General features: G+C 65.6%; 19 protein-coding genes and 1 pseudogene. 10 read left to right on the forward strand and 10 right to left on the reverse strand.

Annotation, left to right across the window (positions count from 1 at the left end):
* Nucleotides 1-81 precede the first annotated feature (81 nt).
* Nucleotides 82-570, forward strand: coding sequence for an inorganic diphosphatase (locus QFZ70_RS16505; RefSeq protein WP_104044131.1), 489 nt, complete (start codon nt 82-84; stop codon nt 568-570).
* Nucleotides 571-697: 127 nt separating this feature from the next.
* Nucleotides 698-2104: a carboxylesterase family protein gene (locus QFZ70_RS16510; RefSeq protein WP_307097140.1), complete on the forward strand. Its 1407-nt coding sequence runs from the start codon at nt 698-700 to the stop codon at nt 2102-2104.
* Here QFZ70_RS16510 and QFZ70_RS16515 read toward each other — a convergent pair.
* The 3 genes and pseudogenes from QFZ70_RS16515 to QFZ70_RS16525 form a co-directional block, all read right to left on the reverse strand.
* Nucleotides 2035-2787, reverse strand: a complete 753-nt coding sequence (locus QFZ70_RS16515; RefSeq protein WP_307097916.1) for an alpha/beta fold hydrolase — start codon at nt 2785-2787, stop codon at nt 2035-2037. The two genes, QFZ70_RS16510 and QFZ70_RS16515, sit on opposite strands and share 70 nt — an antisense overlap.
* A complete protein-coding gene (locus QFZ70_RS16520) occupies nt 2727-2873 on the reverse strand; it encodes a hypothetical protein (RefSeq protein ID WP_307097141.1) in 147 nt (48 codons plus the stop codon). Before QFZ70_RS16520 ends, QFZ70_RS16515 begins: the two co-directional genes overlap by 61 nt.
* Before the next feature lie 3 nt (nt 2874-2876).
* Nucleotides 2877-5259: pseudogene (locus QFZ70_RS16525) on the reverse strand (phosphoketolase).
* A 118-nt stretch (nt 5260-5377) separates the two neighbouring features.
* On the opposite strand from QFZ70_RS16525, the gene QFZ70_RS16530 reads away from it, so the two are divergent.
* Both QFZ70_RS16530 and QFZ70_RS16535 read left to right on the forward strand, forming a co-directional pair.
* A complete protein-coding gene (locus QFZ70_RS16530) occupies nt 5378-5977 on the forward strand; it encodes a hypothetical protein (RefSeq protein ID WP_307097917.1) in 600 nt (199 codons plus the stop codon).
* Between the two features lie 153 nt (nt 5978-6130).
* Nucleotides 6131-7054: an AEC family transporter gene (locus tag QFZ70_RS16535; protein WP_307097143.1), complete on the forward strand. Its 924-nt coding sequence runs from the start codon at nt 6131-6133 to the stop codon at nt 7052-7054.
* Between the two features lie 31 nt (nt 7055-7085).
* Here QFZ70_RS16535 and QFZ70_RS16540 read toward each other — a convergent pair whose 3' ends face one another.
* From QFZ70_RS16540 to QFZ70_RS16550, 3 genes are all read right to left on the reverse strand, one after another.
* Nucleotides 7086-7670 (reverse strand): histidine phosphatase family protein, encoded by a 585-nt coding sequence (locus QFZ70_RS16540; protein ID WP_307097145.1) that lies wholly within the window; start codon nt 7668-7670, stop codon nt 7086-7088.
* Between the two features lie 68 nt (nt 7671-7738).
* Nucleotides 7739-8101: a hypothetical protein gene (locus tag QFZ70_RS16545; RefSeq protein WP_307097147.1), complete on the reverse strand. Its 363-nt coding sequence runs from the start codon at nt 8099-8101 to the stop codon at nt 7739-7741.
* A gap of 41 nt (nt 8102-8142) precedes the next feature.
* Nucleotides 8143-9003, reverse strand: a complete 861-nt coding sequence (locus QFZ70_RS16550) for an HAD family hydrolase (protein WP_307097149.1) — start codon at nt 9001-9003, stop codon at nt 8143-8145.
* 283 nt (nt 9004-9286) lie between these two features.
* Here QFZ70_RS16550 and QFZ70_RS16555 point away from each other — a divergent pair, with 283 nt between their 5' ends.
* Entirely contained in the window at nt 9287-9514 is a 228-nt protein-coding gene (locus QFZ70_RS16555; protein ID WP_307097150.1) for a hypothetical protein, read from the forward strand.
* Nucleotides 9515-9883: 369 nt separating this feature from the next.
* A complete protein-coding gene (locus QFZ70_RS16560) occupies nt 9884-10282 on the forward strand; it encodes a hypothetical protein (protein ID WP_307097151.1) in 399 nt (132 codons plus the stop codon).
* Between the two features lie 71 nt (nt 10283-10353).
* On the opposite strand, the gene serS is transcribed toward QFZ70_RS16560, so the two are convergent.
* On the reverse strand, nt 10354-11634 hold the full coding sequence (serS, locus tag QFZ70_RS16565; RefSeq protein ID WP_307097153.1) for a serine--tRNA ligase: 1281 nt from the start codon (nt 11632-11634) through the stop codon (nt 10354-10356).
* Between the two features lie 91 nt (nt 11635-11725).
* Here serS and QFZ70_RS16570 point away from each other — a divergent pair, with 91 nt between their 5' ends.
* Nucleotides 11726-12790: a diacylglycerol kinase family protein gene (locus QFZ70_RS16570; RefSeq protein ID WP_307097155.1), complete on the forward strand. Its 1065-nt coding sequence runs from the start codon at nt 11726-11728 to the stop codon at nt 12788-12790.
* A gap of 10 nt (nt 12791-12800) precedes the next feature.
* Here the strand turns inward: QFZ70_RS16570 and QFZ70_RS16575 are convergent, their stop codons facing one another.
* From QFZ70_RS16575 to QFZ70_RS16585, 3 genes are all read right to left on the reverse strand, one after another.
* Nucleotides 12801-13007, reverse strand: coding sequence for a hypothetical protein (locus QFZ70_RS16575; RefSeq protein WP_307097158.1), 207 nt, complete (start codon nt 13005-13007; stop codon nt 12801-12803).
* A gap of 95 nt (nt 13008-13102) precedes the next feature.
* On the reverse strand, nt 13103-14080 hold the full coding sequence (gene pheA / locus QFZ70_RS16580) for a prephenate dehydratase (protein ID WP_307097160.1): 978 nt from the start codon (nt 14078-14080) through the stop codon (nt 13103-13105).
* A gap of 63 nt (nt 14081-14143) precedes the next feature.
* Nucleotides 14144-14470 carry a rhodanese-like domain-containing protein gene (locus QFZ70_RS16585; RefSeq protein ID WP_104044120.1) on the reverse strand — a complete coding sequence of 109 codons (327 nt, stop codon included), beginning with the start codon at nt 14468-14470 and terminating at the stop codon, nt 14144-14146.
* Between the two features lie 110 nt (nt 14471-14580).
* On the opposite strand from QFZ70_RS16585, the gene QFZ70_RS16590 reads away from it, so the two are divergent.
* The 3 genes from QFZ70_RS16590 to QFZ70_RS16600 all read left to right on the forward strand — a co-directional run bounded on the left by QFZ70_RS16590 (nt 14581) and on the right by QFZ70_RS16600 (nt 17093).
* Entirely contained in the window at nt 14581-15315 is a 735-nt protein-coding gene (locus QFZ70_RS16590; protein ID WP_307097162.1) for a peptidase E, read from the forward strand.
* Complete coding sequence (locus QFZ70_RS16595) at nt 15308-16732, forward strand: amidase (RefSeq protein WP_307097163.1); 1425 nt, start codon at nt 15308-15310, stop codon at nt 16730-16732. Before QFZ70_RS16590 ends, QFZ70_RS16595 begins: the two co-directional genes overlap by 8 nt.
* Before the next feature lie 133 nt (nt 16733-16865).
* The gene (locus QFZ70_RS16600) at nt 16866-17093 is read left to right on the forward strand and encodes a hypothetical protein (protein ID WP_307097164.1); all 228 of its coding nucleotides are present in this window, start codon (nt 16866-16868) and stop codon (nt 17091-17093) included.
* The last annotated feature ends 245 nt before the right edge of the window (nt 17094-17338 follow it).

Genomic DNA, 17338 nt, shown 5'->3' on the forward strand with positions numbered 1-17338 from the left:
AATAGTCGGCGGCACGGACACTCCTTTTTGGTGAGCCGTCAGGTGTGCCGCGAACCCCCTGCAATTGCCGAGGAGCATTCCATGAAGCATGACGTGACCATCGAGATCCCCAAGGGATCACGCGTCAAGTACGAAGTTGACCACGAGACCGGCCGCGTCCGCCTGGACCGCGTCCTCTTCACCTCCATGCAGTACCCCACGCACTACGGGTTTTTCGAAAACACCTTGGGCGAGGACGGCGACCCGCTGGACGCACTGGTGCTCCTGCAGGACTTCGACCTGCACCCGGGCGTTATTGTTGAGTCCCGCCCCATCGGCGTGTTCAACATGACCGACGACGGCGGCGGAGACGCCAAGGTCCTGTGCGTCCCGGTCGACGCCCGTTTCGACCACATCCAGGAAGTCAGCGACGTCAGCGACTTCCTGATCAAGGAAATCGAGCACTTCTTCACCCGCTACAAGGACCTGGAGCCGGGCAAGTGGGTCAAGGCCGAGGGTTGGGGCGACCGCGCCGCCGCCGAAGCCGAGCTGGAAGCCTCCATCAAGCGTTACGTCCCCACGGGCCACTGACCCCCGGGTGGCTGAGCGCATCTCAACCACTGAAGCAGTTCGACGGCGGGTGCCCGGTTCGCGAGAGCCGGGCACCCGCCGTCGTCGTCTGTCAGGACCTCCCAGCCGGATATGAAACTCTTGGTGCGTGAACTCCGCACCAACTTTTACCCCGCCCTGCGGCCCCGTCACCGGATGGCGGGACGGCGATGTCGTCCGGGCCACCGGCATCCCTTACGCCACCGCCGGGCGTTTCCAAGCCCCCAGCCCTGCGCCGGACAGGACTGAGCCGTTTGCCGCAACCTCCCTGGCTCCCGCCTGTCCCCAGGGGCCGGTGCCGTTCCTCGACGACGTTTTGGGCACCCGCTACGGTGAACTTCCAGGCAGCGAGGACTGCCAGAACCTCTCCGTCACGATGCCGGCGGACCTCGCCATGAACGAACGCCTGCCCGTGATGGTTTGGATCCACGGCGGTTCCTACACCACGGGTTCCGGCGACCTCGCCATCTTCGACCCCGCGGTACTGGTGGCCGAGAACCGCGTGGTGGTGGTTTCCGTGACCTACCGGCTGGGGCTGTTCGGCTTCCTGGCCACTCGCTCGGGCCGCCCAGGCAACCTTGGCCTGCTGGACCAGCTCGAGGCGTTCCGCTGGGTACAGCGGAACATTGCCGCGTTCGGCGGCGATCCCGGCCGGGTGACCGCCTTCGGCCAGTCCGCCGGCGGCGACGCCATCGCCCATCTCATGGCCACTCCGGAAGCACCGTCGCTGTTCCAGCGGGCCATTATCCAGAGCGCACCTTTGGGCATCTCGCGCGGGCGCGCCAAAATGAACCACGCAATGGGCATCGCTGCCGAAGCGGTCTCCGAGGAAACTCCCGCGATGGAAGTGGTGGAACGCGAGGACCACGTGGCGCAGGTGGCCCGGAAATTCGGAATGCTCGCCGCCATGCCTTTCGGGACCCAATACGGGCACGAGCCGCTGCCGGAAGAACAGGATACTGAACCCGCATGGAATCGTTCCGCCCCCGGCATTGAAGTGCTGATCGGACATACGTCGGAGGAGGCTCGGCTGTTCCTGCCGCGCAGCCCGTACCTCAGCCGGCTTGCCCGGATTCCCCTGGCAGGAACCGCCGCCATCCGCACCATCGACTGGGTGGTGACCGAAACCGTCTACGGCAGGGCTGCCCGTAAATTCGCCCGGCGGCATGCCCAAGCAGGCGGAAGGGCCCATAGCTACGTCCTGCACTGGCACGCGCCCGGCAACATCTTCGGTGCCGCCCACACCATCGACCTGCCACTCCTTTTTGGCAACCGGAGCACGTGGGACGGCGTGGGTCTGATTGCAGGAGCCAGCTGGGAGGACGTGAACGCGGTGGGGCGGGAACTGCGGAGCCTATGGGCCGCCTTTGCGCGGGGTGACGACCTTAGCGGACAGGACGGGATCCCGGGTGCCCTGAAGCTCACATCAGAGCAACTTCGGCCGCGTCAGCGGCCCCGTTTACTGGCGACCGTGTTGCGGATGGCTTCCACCAGGATGTCCTGGCGCTGGAAGTAGGCGTTGTGCCCGGCGTCTTCCACCACCAGGAGGTGGGCTCCGGGGACCGTGGCGGCAACGTGTTCAGCCCCGCGGCGGATGCGTGGCCTTTCCTGGTCCCCGATCAAAACCGTCAGCGGGCTGGTTACTGACTCCAGTCCCTTCTGGAACCAGTCGACGTCCTGCGGCTCGGCGCTCAGGAATTCTCCTTGGCTTTGCTCGAGGCTGCGCGGGTAGCGGGCGGCTTCGATGGCAGTGGCGGTTGAACGGATCCGGATGTAGCGGGCGTAGTCGCGCGGGTTCTCCGCGATCCAGCGGTCAGTGAACGAGTTTCCGACGCCCAACCAGATCCGTTCGTCGGAGTCGAGGGAGCTGAACACCTCAAACTTCTCCGGCTGCCCAGGCTGGCCGGGAGGCGGCACCACCAGCGGCCAGCCCATGCCGCACACCACCAGGGCGGCGGCACCGCCGGGATGCCGGACGGCCCAGCGAAGCGCAGTCATGCCGCCCATGGACTGCCCCACAATCACCGGGTTCTCCAGGCCGAGGGAGTTGAGAAAGTGCTCCAGCTCTGCAGCCCGGTCAACCAACGGTCCGTTTCGCGGCGAGTTGGAGGACCAGCCGTGATCGTAGGTGTCGTACGTCAGTACCCGGAAGTCCTGCTCCAGCTCAGCGGCGATTGGTTCCCAGCAGCCGACGCCGATGCGTGGCCGTGCAGCAACACCACCGGCCGACCGCGGCCGGAGTCCGTGTAGTGGATGTCGTTGCCGAGCACATCAAGCCATGGCATGGGTCAGCCGCCCAGCTTCCAGTTCCGGATCTCTTCCGGATCCTCTCCGTGGGTGCGGGTGTGCTCGCGGGCGCGGATCCTGCTGTCCTGAAGTTCCTGCCGCAGCATCGAGTGCTTCTCCGCCAGGCCCGGCACGCGGTCGATGGCGTCGATGGCCAGCTGGAATCTGTCGATGCCGTTCAGCATGGCCATGTCGAAGGGCGTGGTGGTGGTGCCCTCTTCCTTGTAGCCGCGCACGTGCAGGCCCTCCTGGTTGCTGCGGCGGTAGGCCAGCCGGTGAATGAGCGCGGGGTAGCCGTGGTACGCGAAAATTATGGGCTTGTCCGCGGTGAAGATACCGTCAAAGTCACGGGTCGGAAGCCCGTGCGGGTGCTCCCCCTCGTCCTGCAGCCGCATCAGGTCAACCACGTTCACCACGCGGACCTTCAGCCCCGGCGCGCCTGCCTTGAGCAGCTCGGCTGCGGCCACCGTCTCCACCGTGGGCACGTCGCCGGCGCAGGCCAGGACGACGTCGGGCTCCTCCCCGGGGACTTCGGACCCCGCGAACTCCCAGATGCCCAGCCCGCGCTGGCAGTGGGTGGCGGCGTCAGCGGGCCCGAGCCATGTGGGGGACGGTTGCTTCCCGCTGACCACAATGTTCACGTAGTCCGTTGACGCGAGGCAGTGCTCCATCACGGACAGCAGTGTGTTCGTATCCGGCGGCAGGTACACCCGGATGACCTCGGCCTTCTTGTTCACCGCGTGATCGATGAACCCCGGGTCCTGGTGTGAAAAACCGTTGTGGTCCTGCTGCCACACATGCGAGGACAGCAAGTAGTTCAGCGAGGCCACGGGCTGGCGCCATGGCAGCTTGCGGTGCACCTTCAGCCACTTGGCATGCTGGTTGAACATCGAGTCAACGATGTGAATGAAGGCCTCGTAGCAGCTGAAGACACCGTGCCTGCCGGTCAGGAGGTAGCCCTCGAGCCAGCCCTGGCACAGGTGTTCGCTCAGCACCTCCATCACCCTGCCGGAACGCGCAAGGTGCTCATCGACGTCGTCAATCCGGTACTGCCACACCTTGTCCGTGACCTCGTAGACGTTCTGGAGCCGGTTCGACGCCGTCTCGTCCGGGCCAAACAGCCGGAACGTTTCCATGTTCAGCCCAATGACGTCCCGCATCCAGGAGCCAAGCGTGATCATGGGGCTGACCCGCTCGGTCCCTGCGCGGGCGACCTCGACGGCGTGGTCCCGGTAGTCGGGCAGCTTCAGCGCGCGCCGCAGCAGGCCGCCGTTGGCATGCGGCGTGGCGCTCATCCGGAAATCACCCGTGGGCGCACCCTCAGCAACGTCGGGCCGGAGCCGGCCGTCGCCGTCGAACAGTTCTTCCGGGCGGTAGGACTGCAGCCACTCCTCGAGCAGCCGCAGGTGGTCTTCGTTGGTGTGGACCTCGGACAGCGGCACCTGGTGGCTGCGCCGTCCCCTCAACCTGCAGCCCGTCCACCTCGCGGGGTCCTGTCCAGCCCTTTGGCGAGCGCAGCACGATCATCGGCCATCGGGGCGCTTCGTTCGCATCCTCGTCCGACCCGGCCGGGGGCGTCCGCCGGGAATCCTGGATGGCGCGGATGCCCGCCATGCAGTTTTCCAGCGCCTCGGCGAAGTCCCGGTGCGCCTGCTCGGTGCTGTCCGGGTCCTTCACGGTGACGAAGTAGGGCTCGTGGCCGTAACCGCGCAGGAGTTGTTCCAGCTGCGCTTCGGGCATCCGCGCCAGGATGGTGGGGTTGGCGATCTTGTACCCGTTCAGGTGCAGGATGGGCAGCACCGCGCCGTCCGTGGCCGGGTCCAGGAAGTTGTGGGAGTGCCAACTGGCAGCCAGCGGACCCGTCTCGGCCTCGCCGTCACCAATCACGACCGCCGTCACCAGCTGGGGATTGTCCAGCACCGAGCCATAGGCGTGGGCGAGGGAATACCCCAGTTCGCCACCCTCGCTGATGGAGCCGGGGCTCTCTGGAGCGGCGTGACTGGGAATGCCGCCCGGGTAGGAAAACTGGCGGAACAACTCCGCCATGCCGTCGGCGTCGTTGCCCACATGCCCATAGATTTCGGAATAAGTCCCTTCCAGCCAGGCGTTGGCGACGACGGCGGGCCCACCATGCCCGGGCCCTGCCACAAAGAGCATCTCGGCGGAGTCGCGGCGGATGACGCGGTTCAGGTGGGCGTAGACGAAGTTCAGCCCGGGTGTGGTGCCCCAGTGGCCCAGCAGGCGCGACTTGGTGTTTTCTGCCTTCAGTGGTTCGCGCAGCAGCGGGTTGGAGCGGAGATAGATCTGGCCCACTGAAAGGTAGTTGGCGGCGCGCCACCAGCGGTCCACAAGTTCGAGTTCGTCCTGCCCCATGCTGCCGGCCATAACCATCCTCACGTAACGTTTGCCGCCAAGGCGGCCGTCGGTCCATCGCATCAGATGGTTCCGGGCGAGGCAACCCCGCTTGCCTGCACTCTGCTACCAGCGGGTAGTCTTTGGTTCAGTGTTCACGCTGACTATCAACCAAACGGACAGCCGGCGCGATGGTGACCGGGTGCCGCAGTTGCTCAAAGACCTGCGGCATATTCCTGCGCGCCTGGACTTTGACCGGTCGGTGGAGGACGAGGTCCAGGGCATCGTGGACTGTCCGCACCAGGCCGTGGAGGCTGCGCTGATCGCACTGCGCTGCGGTTCCTGGTACGTGGGGATCGGCGTTGGGCCCGTCAACGAGCCGTTGCCCAACCAGATAAAGGACGCCTCCGGCCACGGGCTGGTGTATGCCCGGCGTGCTGTTGACCGGCTGCGGAACAGCAAAGAGCGGATTCCGGTGGCAGTGGAGGGGCCCTTGGCCGATGTCGCCCACGACGCTGAGGCCGTGCTTCGGCTCCTGGGACATATCGTCCGTGACCGTTCCGACGCCGAGTGGCGGGTCCTTGACCTCCTGACCCCCGGCGTCCGCGGCCAGCAGAAGGCCGTGGCCCAGGAACTGGGCATCACCACACAGGCAGTCAGCAAGGCCGTGGCGCGCTCGCAATGGAACGAGGAGCATGCGGCGCGGCCCGCTGCGGCCAGGCTCCTGGCGCTGATCCTTGAGGTGCGCTAGCGGCTTTAACTGGCCTGCAGGGTCCTGCGAAAAATCATGCTGAGGACGCCTGCACCCAGGAGTTCGCACGCAAGCCCGGTTTGCATCGCCGTGCTCGAAGCCAAGTAGGTTTACAAGTGCAAACATCCCGCGAACCGAATTGAGGCCTGCCTTTTGGAAGGTGTATTACAGGGCTTTTTTGTTGTGGGCGTGGTGCTGTTTGCTGGCTACCTCCTGGCCCGCTACGACGTGCTGGGGCCGCAGGGAACCAAAGTTCTTTCGGCCCTCTCATTCACGGTGGGCCTCCCGAGCCTGATGTTTTCCATGATCGCCACCCGGCATGTCTCCGAGGTCCTGAGCGCCACCGGCCTCATTTCGGTGATCACCGCCGTCGCCTGCATGATGATCTTCGTGGCCGTGGGGGCGCTCCGCCGGTGGGGCACCCGGCGAACCGTCATCGGGGCGCTGACCACGGGGATAGTGAACTCCACTAATTTGGGCGTGCCGCTCTCCGTCTACGTATTTGGCAGCGCCACTTACGTCACCCCCATCATGCTCTTCCAGCTGGCCCTGCTGACACCGGTTGCCCTCACCATCCTGGATCTGGCAGACCCCAAGGGACACAAGCTGTCGGTCCTGAAAGTCGTCAGCACGCCCTTTCGCAACCCCGTCACCGTCGCCGCCATTCTGGGCATCCTGCTGAGCGCACTCGAGGTGGAAGTACCGGACCTGGTGCTCGCGCCCATATCCCTGGCCGCCCAGATGACCGTCCCGCTCATGCTGATCATTTTTGGCATGTCCCTGCACGGCATCAGCCTGCGCGGAGGCACTGGCGACGCGGCCCCTACCACCGTCGCCGTGGTACTGAAATCAGCGGTCCAGCCGGCATTTGCCTGGGTTTTGGCAGCCTACGTCTTTCACCTGGACCAATTCAGCATGTTCGTGGTCACTGCCTGCGCAATCCTGCCAACGGGACAGAACGTCGTCCTGTACAGCATCCGCTACGGCGTGGGCCAGGCGCTGGCACAGTCCACCGCGGTCATCACCACCGTACTGTCAGTCCCGCTGCTGCTCGGAGCCGCACTGCTGTTCGGGTGACGCTGGGCGGCCCCACACTAAGTGGCTTTGGTCAGCCCTGGCTGGCTGCCATCACCGGCTGGCCGTTGAAGTATTCGAGCTGCCAGCCGTCGATCGCGTGGTGGTGCGCGAGGTTCAGTACCGCGTTGTCGATGCTCGCCAGTGTGCTGCCGACGGCGCGGCTAAGGGTCACGCGGAGCAGGGTCCCGTGGGCGACGACGAGAAGCCGTCGTCCCCGGAACTCCTCGGCCAGTGCCTCCAGGGCTGCCAGTCCCCGGTCTGCTGCCTCGTCCTCGCTTTCGGCGCCGCGGAAACCGCCGGGAATACGCATGGCGTCCAGTTCCGGCCCGGCCTGCATGCCCTCGGCGGGCCCGAAGCTGCGCTCGACTAGTTCAGGAACGCGACGGACGTCGCTCAGCCCGAGTCCTGCGGCAATCACATCGGCAGTCTCGGCGGCGCGGCTCAGCGGCGAGGACACAATGGCGTCCCATTCGTAGGCGGACAAAACGGCGACGGCGTCACGTGCCTGGGCCCGGCCGACGTCGTTCAACGGAATGTCCGTGGATCCCTGCAGCCGGCGCTGCGCATTCCAGTCAGTCTGGCCATGGCGGATGAGGGCGAACGTCGTAAGGGTCATGCTTTCCATTCTGCCCGACGGCGGGCGTCCCCCTGACGCAGGGCTCGGGCGGGCTGTCTGCAGGGAGATCAGTTGACGGCGAGAACCAGGTAGGCGATGGCAAGTAAAAGCGCCACCGGCGTCATAACGGTGCGCTCCGGTTTGCTCCGCGAGATGGCGTTCATCAGCACACCCAGCACGAAATAGCCTGTCAGGACCCAGGCGATGACGGACGTGACAGTCTCATCACCGAGGGGCGGCACCATGTTTGCCTTGGCGAGCGCGGCATATCCGAAGGCCGCGTACAGGACGATGGACACTGCGCTTCCCACCCGCAACCCGTGGGGAAGGACGTTGTGCTGTCCGCCCCAGGCGAACCTGCCAAGCGGGGCACCGGCCAGCAGTGCGGCCTGGAAAACGGCCAGGCCGGCCAGTACCGCACAGGCGGTCAAGGCCGCAGTCTGAACCAGGAGCACCGCAAGCCCCCGGCAGCTTAGAGGAGGCTGCGCAGCACGTGGGCGGCGCCGTCGTCGAACACTGAGTGGGTGACCTCGTCCGCGGCGGCGATCACTTCCTCGGGAGCCTGGCCCATGGCCACGCCCCGTCCGGCCCAGCTGAGCATCTCGATATCATTCCGGCCGTCACCGACGGCCACTGTGAGGTGCGGCTCGATGCCGAGCCGGCCGCGCAGGTTTTCCAGCGCGCTGGCCTTGGTCACTCCGGCAGCGGCGATGTCCAGCCAGGCGGTCCAGCCCACCGAGTACGTGACCCCGGCAAGGCCGATGTGCTCGATTGCCTCCGTAAACTCTTCGGGCGTGTTGTCGGTGCTGAAGACCACCACACGCACGGCAGTGGCCTCGAGCATGGTCTGGAAGTCCACGCCGACGGCCTCGACGCCGAAGCTGGGGTCCTGGAAGCGTTCGGTCGAAAGGAAGTTACCGTCCTCGTCCTCCAGCGCGTACTTGGCGGACGGAAGCCGTTCACGGAGTGCACGGAGGGCAGGAGCCGGGTCGAAGGTGGCCTTGTGGATGACCTCGTAGCCGGATTCAAGCTCCGGGTGGAGCCGCAAAGTCACACCGCCGTTGCAGCAGACCGCGTAGCCGCGCTCGATGCCGATGTTCTCGATGATGGGCAGCATGGCGTTGAGGGAGCGGCCGGTGGCAATCATGACCTCGTGCCCGGCGGCTACTACTGCCTGTGCCGCTTCGCGGACGGCCGCCGACATGTGCCCGTCGTGGTCCACCAGGGTGCCGTCCACGTCCAGGGCAACCATCAGCTTATGGTCTGTGTTGTTGTTTTCGTTCTCTCGCCGGTCATCGTTGCCGGCGACTGAGGTTTCAGTCAGGGTTGTCATCCATCAAGTAGAGCAGACGCCTCCAAAAACCTGCTAGGACGCGCACCACAGTGTTATTGAACAGTTGGTAAATACCCACAGGGTGTGCCCGGTGTCAGTGTTCACCCCCGCTTCCCGATCCCCGGATCCTAACCTAGTTCGCGGATTACACCCGCCCATGGACAAAGCACCGCCGCACTCGGTGGTGCAAGGACCGTTTCACGGTGTGATTGATGATGTGCAGTTGTCCACATAGAGCAGCATCGAGCTACCTGCTCCGCCAGCGTGCAGCGACCCTGAGGGCATGCAGCTCATTGATGCCAGCCATCTCCGGCGCAGTACCGGGGACGCCCGATCCCTCAGCAGACGCTACGTCCGCGGCGAGCTGGTCCGCGTCCGGAAAGGCATATACGCCCCCAAAGACGAGTGGATCTCGCTGACGCCGTGGGAAAGGTACCGCCAAACAGTGTTCGCTGTGAACCTTGAACTACCTTTGTCAAAGTTTTGCCTCAACACGGCCGCTTCGCTGTAAAACCTGCAGCTGCTGGATGTTCCGAGCCACGTCCACCTGGCCGGTGCATCGAGGGGCCACATGGGCCGGAGCCTTCCCACCACGTCCGCGGCTTTGATGCCGTCCGGACAGTCTGGACTTGAGAGGCTCACTTCCTACGGGGTCGCGCGCCACTCTTTGCAGACAGAAACCCTCCCGCATGAAGGGCTGCTGGTAACGCCAGCGCCGCAGACGGTGGTGGCAGTTATCGCCAGGGAAGGATTCACCGCCGGGGTAGTGCTCGCCGACCACGCCATCAGTCGGCGACGTTCGTCCGGACCGCCTGTTACCAAGGAGGAATTGCTTGCGCACTCTGCGCGTCTCGAGTCGGGAGCGCGCCGGCGGTGGGTCATGCAGGTGCTTGAATTTGCGGTTACTGATTCCGAGTCGGCAGGGGAGTCTTTGAGCAGGGCGCAGATGCACCTCATGGGGTTCCCTGTTCCCTTGCTGCAAGTGACGTTCCGCCCAGGAGGGCGCTTCCTTGCCCGAACCGACTTCTTTTGGCCCCAGTATCGTCTGATTGGAGAGTTCGATGGCGACGCGAAATACCTGCGTGACGAGTACCTCGGCGACCAAACGGCACGTCAAGCCGTACTGGCCGAGAAGAAGCGCGAGGACAAGCTACGTGCAGCCGGATTCAAAGTGGTGCGCTGGGATTGGGCCACTGCCTCTGATCCAGCCCGGCTCGGCGCACTGCTACGCCAGGCAGGTCTGCCCAACAGCAGAAACAAAACCAAAAACACCCCCTGACCGACTCTGCACCCGCGGATTCGCGGGTGCAGAGTCCCCCAAAGGGGGGAAACCCAAAAAGCAACGGAAACCTACAGGACCGGGAGGACCTCAAGCCCGCCGATGTACTTCTGCAGCGCCTTCGGAACGTTGACCGAGCCGTCCGCGTTCTGGTGGTGCTCCAGGAGGGCCACGATCCAGCGGGTTGTGGCAAGGGTTCCGTTCAGGGTGGCAACGGCACGGGTGCCCTTGGCCACGCCCTCCGCATTGACTGCGCGTTCGCGGATGTTGAGGCGGCGGGCCTGGAAGGTGGTGCAGTTGGACGTCGAGGTCAGCTCGCGGTACGCGCCCTGGGTGGGTACCCATGCTTCGCAGTCGTACTTCCGGGCGGCGGACATACCAAGGTCGCCGGCAGCCGTGTCAATAACGCGGTACGGCAGCTCGCACTTGGCCAGCATTTCCTCTTCCCACGCCAGCAGCCGCTGATGCTCGGCTGCGGCCTCCTCCACCGTGGTGTAGATAAACATCTCCACCTTGTTGAACTGGTGCACTCGGATGATGCCGCGGGTGTCCTTGCCGTGCGAACCGGCCTCGCGCCGGTAGCACGAGCTCTGGCCCGCGTAACGGATGGGGCCTGCCGAGAAGTCCAGGATCTCGTCGGCGTGGTATCCGGCCAGCGCAACCTCGGAGGTGCCCACAAGGTAAAGGTCGTCTTCGGCGAGGCGGTAAATCTCGGCGTCGTGCTTTACGTCGAAGCCGGTGCCCTGCATGGTCTCCGGGCGGACCAAAGTGGGCGTGATCATGGGGACGAAGCCGGCCTCGATGGCCTGGTCCATGGCCATCTGCAGCAGCGCCATCTCCAGCCGGGCACCCACGCCGCGGAGGAAGTAGAAGCGTGCGCCGGACACCTTTGCACCGCGTTCCATGTCGATCGCGCCGATCAGCTCACCGATCTCCAGGTGGTCACGGGGCTCGAAGTCGGGGAACTCGCGGGGCGTGCCGACGGTTTTGACCACCACGTAGTCGTCCTCGCCGCCTTCGGGAACGCCGTCCTCGATGAGGTTGGGAATGGTGCGCAGCAGTTCTTCCTGCTTCAACTGCGCGGCGTCAGCCTCGGCGGAGGCGGCCTTGACCGAGTTGGCCAGTTCCTTCACCTCCGCCAACAGCGCCTTCTTCTCATCGCCCTTGGCCTGGGCCACCTTTTTGCCGAAGACGTTCTGCTCGGCGCGGAGGTTCTCGAAGCGGATCAGCGCCGCCCGGCGTGCAGAGTCCGCGGAGATGATCGCGTCCACCACTGATTCGTCCGCGCCGCGGGCGCGCTGGCTGGCTCGGAACTTGTCCGGGTTTTCGCTGAGGTCTTTTACGTCGATCACCCCATAAGGGTATCCAATCCGCAGGGGTACGACGGCGGCTGGCCGGCGAACGGGACCGGCGCACCTGCCGCCGGGATACTGTTGAACCACCATGAGCGACCTGATTCTCTACCTGCTGATCGCGGTGGCGCTTGCCTTCGCGGTCTCCAGCTGGTGGGGAGTCCGCAGGCTTAAGGCGCTGCATGTGCGCAGCGCGGTTGGCGAGGACGCGCACGAGCCGGGGCTCAGCCAGCAGCGGGTAGCGGTGATTCTCAACCCGATCAAGGCCCGCTCGGACGAAGCCAAGGCCACCATCCAGCGCGCCTGCCTGACGGCTGGCTGGGACGAGCCGGTGTTTTACGAGACGACGGCGGAAGACCCCGGCTTTTCGCAGGTGCAGGCAGCGTTGGAGCACAAGCCCGACGTCGTAGTGGTCGGCGGCGGCGACGGCACCGTCCGGGTGGTGGCTGAGTCCCTTGCCCGCACCGGTGTTGCGATGGGCCTCATTCCGCTGGGCACCGGCAACCTCCTGGCCCGCAATGTGGACCTTGACGTCAACGACCTCCACGGCAACGTGCAGACGGCCCTCTTCGGCCACCAGCGCTACATCGACACCGCCCGGATGGGCATCGAAAACTCCTGGACCGGCCATTCCTCCGAACACGCGTTCCTGGTGATCGCGGGCATCGGCATGGACGCAGAAGTCTTGGCCGACACCAACGCCGGCCTGAAGAAGACGTTCGGCTGGCTCGCCTACACCGAGGCGGGCATGCGCCACCTGCCCGGCCGGCGCAAGAAGATTTCCATCTCGCTGGACGGCAGCCCGGACCAGGTCCGGAACATCCGCAGCATCCTTTTTGCCAACTGCGGCCTGGTTCCCGGCGGCATCGACTTCATCCCCCAGGCCATGATCGATGACGGCATGCTGGACGTGGTGGTGATGAGTCCGCGCAGTGCGATCGGCTGGGTGCTGATGTACGTAAAAATCATGTTCAAGCACAGCGGGAAACTGCCCATCATGACCGTTTACCGGTCGGGCAAAGTGGTCATCAAGTGCCCCGAGCCGATGCCCACGCAGCTTGACGGCGATACGGCAGGCGAAGCCACCAGGGTTACCGTGCAGGTGGAACCGGGTTCGTTATTGATCAGGGTTAAGGGGCAAGGCTCGCTGGCCTGACGCGCAAGGTTCAGGCGTGGGCTTCCCTGTGTGCCTCGGCGGCGGCCTTTGCTGCGGCGCGGGCCTCGGACTGCTCACGGATCATGGCCTGCTCCTCTTCGAAGCGCAGGCGGTCCGCCCGGTCGGCCTCGTCGCCGTCCCAGTCCTGGTTGTCGGCGGCGGGACGGGGATTAACAATCATCCCCTGGCCATCGTTGTCAGAGCCGTTGGTACTCATGACCCGCTCCCTTCGCTAAGGGCCATCCCCCAATGTGGATCAAGTAAGCATACGCATTGTCCACAGCCCGCGGAAGTGGTAAGGAAGGCAATCACCTACGCTGTGGGCGAAGCGCCGGAACCGCTTTCCGGACTCCCGATTTGCGGCCGTAACCCGTCCACCCACTTCTTCGCTGCTTCGAAGACATCATCAGAAGTGTGCGGCTCCACCACCGTCTCCTGGTTGTCCGCCCGCGGGTAGGAGCCAAGGAATCGGGTGGCCGGGCTGATGCGGTGGAGTCCCGCCAGGGCATCCGCCACACGCGCGTCTTCGAGGTGGCCGTCTGCGTCGATACTGAAGAAGTAATGCCCCAAGTACTGTCCCGTGGGCCGGGATTCAATGCGGCTGAGGTTCACGCCGCGGCTGGCGAACTGGTCCAGGATCTCCATCAGTGCACCGGGGCGGTCTTCGGGGAGGGGCACTACAACCGTGGTCTTGTCCGCTCCCGTGCGTTCGGGCAAAATGCCGGGCCGGCTGACCAGGATGAACCGGGTCACTGCGCCGGAGTTGTCACCGATATCCTCCGCGAGTGCGGAAAGTTTCGGCTGCTCCTGGGCCACGAGCGGGGCGCAGATGGCGGCGTCGTAGTGGCAGTCCTCCTCCAGCAGCCCCAGGGCTGCTGCGGCGGTGGACGATCCCGGCACGTACTCCGCCCCCGGAAGGTTGGCGTCCAGCCAAAGCCGGCACTGCGCCCAGGCATGGTCATGCGTTGAGACCCGCCGGATGTCCTGCAGCCTTACGCCCCGCCGGGCCACCAGCACAAAGCTGATGGGCACCAGGACTTCCCGTACGATCCGCAGTTCCGGACCGGTGGCGATGGCATCGAGCGTGGCCGTCACGCCGCCTTCCACCGAGTTTTCGATCGGCACCATCGCAGCGTCAGCTGACCCCGCCCGCACCGTGTCCAGCGCCACGTTGACGTTCGACGCCGGTACGCGGCTGGCCTGCGCCGCTCCCGGCACCTTCAGCAGGGCTGCCTCGGTAAACGTGCCTTCGGGCCCGAGGAAGGCGTAGGTAGCAGAGGGCGCAGGCATAGGTATTCCTTCGGAGGCATGGGAGCGCCCTTGGCGCGGGCACCCGGGAACGGCAGCGGTGCGCTAGAGAACCAGGGGCTTCAGCCCGTTGTCCGAGACGAGGGGCTTGCCGGCCTCGAGCCACTGGTCCATGCCGCCGGAGACATTGATCGCCGTGTAGCCCTGGCCGGTGAGCCACTGCGCGGCGCGGAAGGACCGGCCGCCGGTGCGGCAGATGATGTACAGGTCCTGGTCCGGATCGAGCTCGTCCAGCCGTGCGGGAAGCTGGTCCAGGGGGATGTGAAGGGCGCCCTCAGCATGCCCGGCCACCCATTCGTAGTCCTCGCGGACATCCAGGATGGCGGCGTCGGCAGGGAGGTCGTTGACGCGGACGGTATCAAAATCGCTCATGGGAAGTCCTGTCTGGCAGATCGGGTTCAGTGTTAAGCCTAGTGCCCGCGGCCCGGTGTGCCCGGAAGTACAGCAAGTTAGGCTTCTGGAAAGACCCCTAGGAGGAACCCTTGCCTGCAGAGCAGCCCACCATCCTTGCAACCTCGGGCGGCCTTAAGCCCGGCACGCGCACCCGCCTGGAGTTCGACCGGTTGCTGCACCACGCCGTCGAACTCTCAGGAGTCAGCGGCAGGGCGCCGAAGGTGACGCATATCGGCACCGCTGCGGGCGACCAGCGCGCGTTCAACTCCGAGATGGACGAGGCAGCACGGCTGGCGGGGTTTGACTTCAGCCACCTTAATCTCTTCACGATGCCCAACCATGCTGATCCCGAGGCGCATGTGCTGGACCAGGACGTCGTGTGGGTGAACGGCGGCTCGGTGGTGAACCTGCTGGCGGTGTGGCGGGCCCACGGCCTGGAAAACATTCTGCACAAGGCATGGCAAAGCGGAGTGGTCCTGGCAGGGGTGTCCGCCGGGTCCATCTGCTGGTTCCAGGGCGGCACCACCGATTCCTTTGGCCCCGAACTGCGCGCCGTGACCAACGGCCTGGCCTTCCTGCCGTTCGCCAACGGCGTGCATTATGACTCGGAGGAGCGCAGGCGGCCGCTGGTTCACCGGCTGGTGGCGGACGGGACGCTGGGCGAGACGCACTGCACGGACGACGGCGTCGGGCTGGTTTACCACGGCACGGAACTGGTGGAGGCGGTAACCGAAGTCCCCGGTAAGGGCGCGTATATCGTCACGGCCTCCGAGGGTGCGGACGGCGCTGTTGAGGAACGCCTGGAGCCGCGGTACCTTGGCTGAACTCCACGACCTATCCGCCGTCGCCCTCCGGGACTGCCTCCGGAAAGGCGAGGTCTCATCGGCGGAAGCGGCAGCTCATTTCCTGGCCCGGATCGAACAGCATAATTCCCTGCTCGGGGCGTTTGTCACGGTGACGGCCGAACAGGCGAGGGCCAGTGCCCGCGCGGCCGACGCGCTCCGAAGCAGCATTCCTCCTGACGAGTTGCCCTTGCTGCACGGCATGCCCCTGGCCTTCAAGGACCTCACAGACGTGGCCGGTGTGGTGACCACCCACGGCAGCGCTGCCCTGGACCACAAGCCTGCCGTCAGCGACGGGCCGCTGGTAGCCCTTCTCAAGGACGCGGGCGTGGTTTCCCTGGGCAAGACCCAGGTGCCCGAGTTCGGGCTGACGGCCTACAGCGAAAACCGCGTGGCGCCGCCGTCGCGCAATCCCCACGCACCCAGCAGAAGCTCCGGGGGGTCCTCCGGCGGAAGCGCCGCGGCGGTGGCCGCCGGGCTCCTTCCGTTTGCGCCGGGCACGGACGGCGGCGGCTCCATTCGCATACCGGCCGCAGCCTGCGGGCTGGTGGGACTGAAGCCGGGGCGGGGTTTGGTGCCTGCCGGTGAAAGCCTGGGCGACCCTGCCCGGCTGGTCGTGGACGGCCCCCTGGCCCGGAGCGCCGCCGACGCCGCCCTGCTGCTGGACGCACTGGCCCCTTCGCCTGGGTTCGTACACAACGGCGGCTACCTCGCGGCGATTGAACAGGAGCCGCCGCGGCTGAGGATCGGCGTGACCCTGGACAGTCCTTGGTCCGGCACCTTTCCGTTCACTCCCGACCAAGAGGCGCTGGACGCGCTCCGGACGGGGGAGGAACTCTTGGAGCACGCGGGCCACTCGCTCAGCGAAGCAAGCATCCGTTACGACAACCGGTACCCCGATGCGTTCACCACGGCCTGGACGGCGCCGGTGGGTGCGGCCAGGATCAGTCCCCACCGTGAAGCGCTGCTGGCACCCCTGACCCGGACCTTCCGCCGTCGGGCCCAACAGCGCAGCCCGGGCAAGTTGAACGAAGCCACCGCGTTCCTGCGCCAGTTTCAGCGGGATACGGTGACGCAATACGCGCAGTGGGACCTGCTGCTGATGCCGGCCCTCGCCCAGGCTCCGCGCCCGGTGGGCTGGTTCACCGGAACGGCCCACGGCAGCGACCGCTGGCCGGCCGCGCGGTGGGCAGGGGATGCCGACGGCGACTATCGGAAACAGTGCGAATTCGCGCCGTGGTCCTCCATGGTCAACGTGTGCGGCCTTCCCGCCATCACCATCCCCGTTCACTGGACCGGCAACGCCCCCGGCCTCGGACTTCCGATGGGGATCCAACTGGTAGGGCCCATGGGCTCCGAGGCACTCCTGCTGCAGGTGGCCAGGGAATTGGGATACTGAAGCTTTGCGCCGGGGCTTGTTGACCTGCATCTAACGCGGGTTTAATTCTGCCGTAACCGTAGTGCGTAAGACTGGCAGGATCCGCACGGTTTCCGTTCCACCCAAGGCCGATACTCAACGAGGAGTTGCCCCAATGAACGCTGAACATCCCACCACCGCCAGCGAAGCCTCCCGCCAGATGCGTCCAGGCAGGCCCGATCTCAGCAACGCCAATGTCAGGGAGGACCTGGCCAGGACCGGGCGCTGCGCCCTAATGCATTTGCCCACTGGCCGGGTCTGTCTTCTCCCGCTCCGGCACCACGGCCCCTGTGAGTTCCACCGGCCGCAGGATGCCGACGACGTAATGTCCGGCCGCAACTGATCCGCACCCACCTGACCTGCACCCACCTCTGCCCCACCTGATGTACAGGGTTGAACTCCTCGACTCCGTGGGCGAACAGGAGGACGATTAAAGGGCAGTCACCATGAGGAGGCCTGTCATGTGTTATTCCTACAACAAGGACTTCGGGCGGAGCACCAGAAAAGAAGCTGACCGCCAGCCCGAGGCCAAGCAGGAAACCCCGGTAGAAACGCCGGAGAAGCCGGTCAAGGCACAGGACTTTACGT

This window comes from Arthrobacter sp. V1I9, assembly GCF_030817075.1.
Classification (GTDB): Bacteria; Actinomycetota; Actinomycetes; order Actinomycetales; family Micrococcaceae; genus Arthrobacter.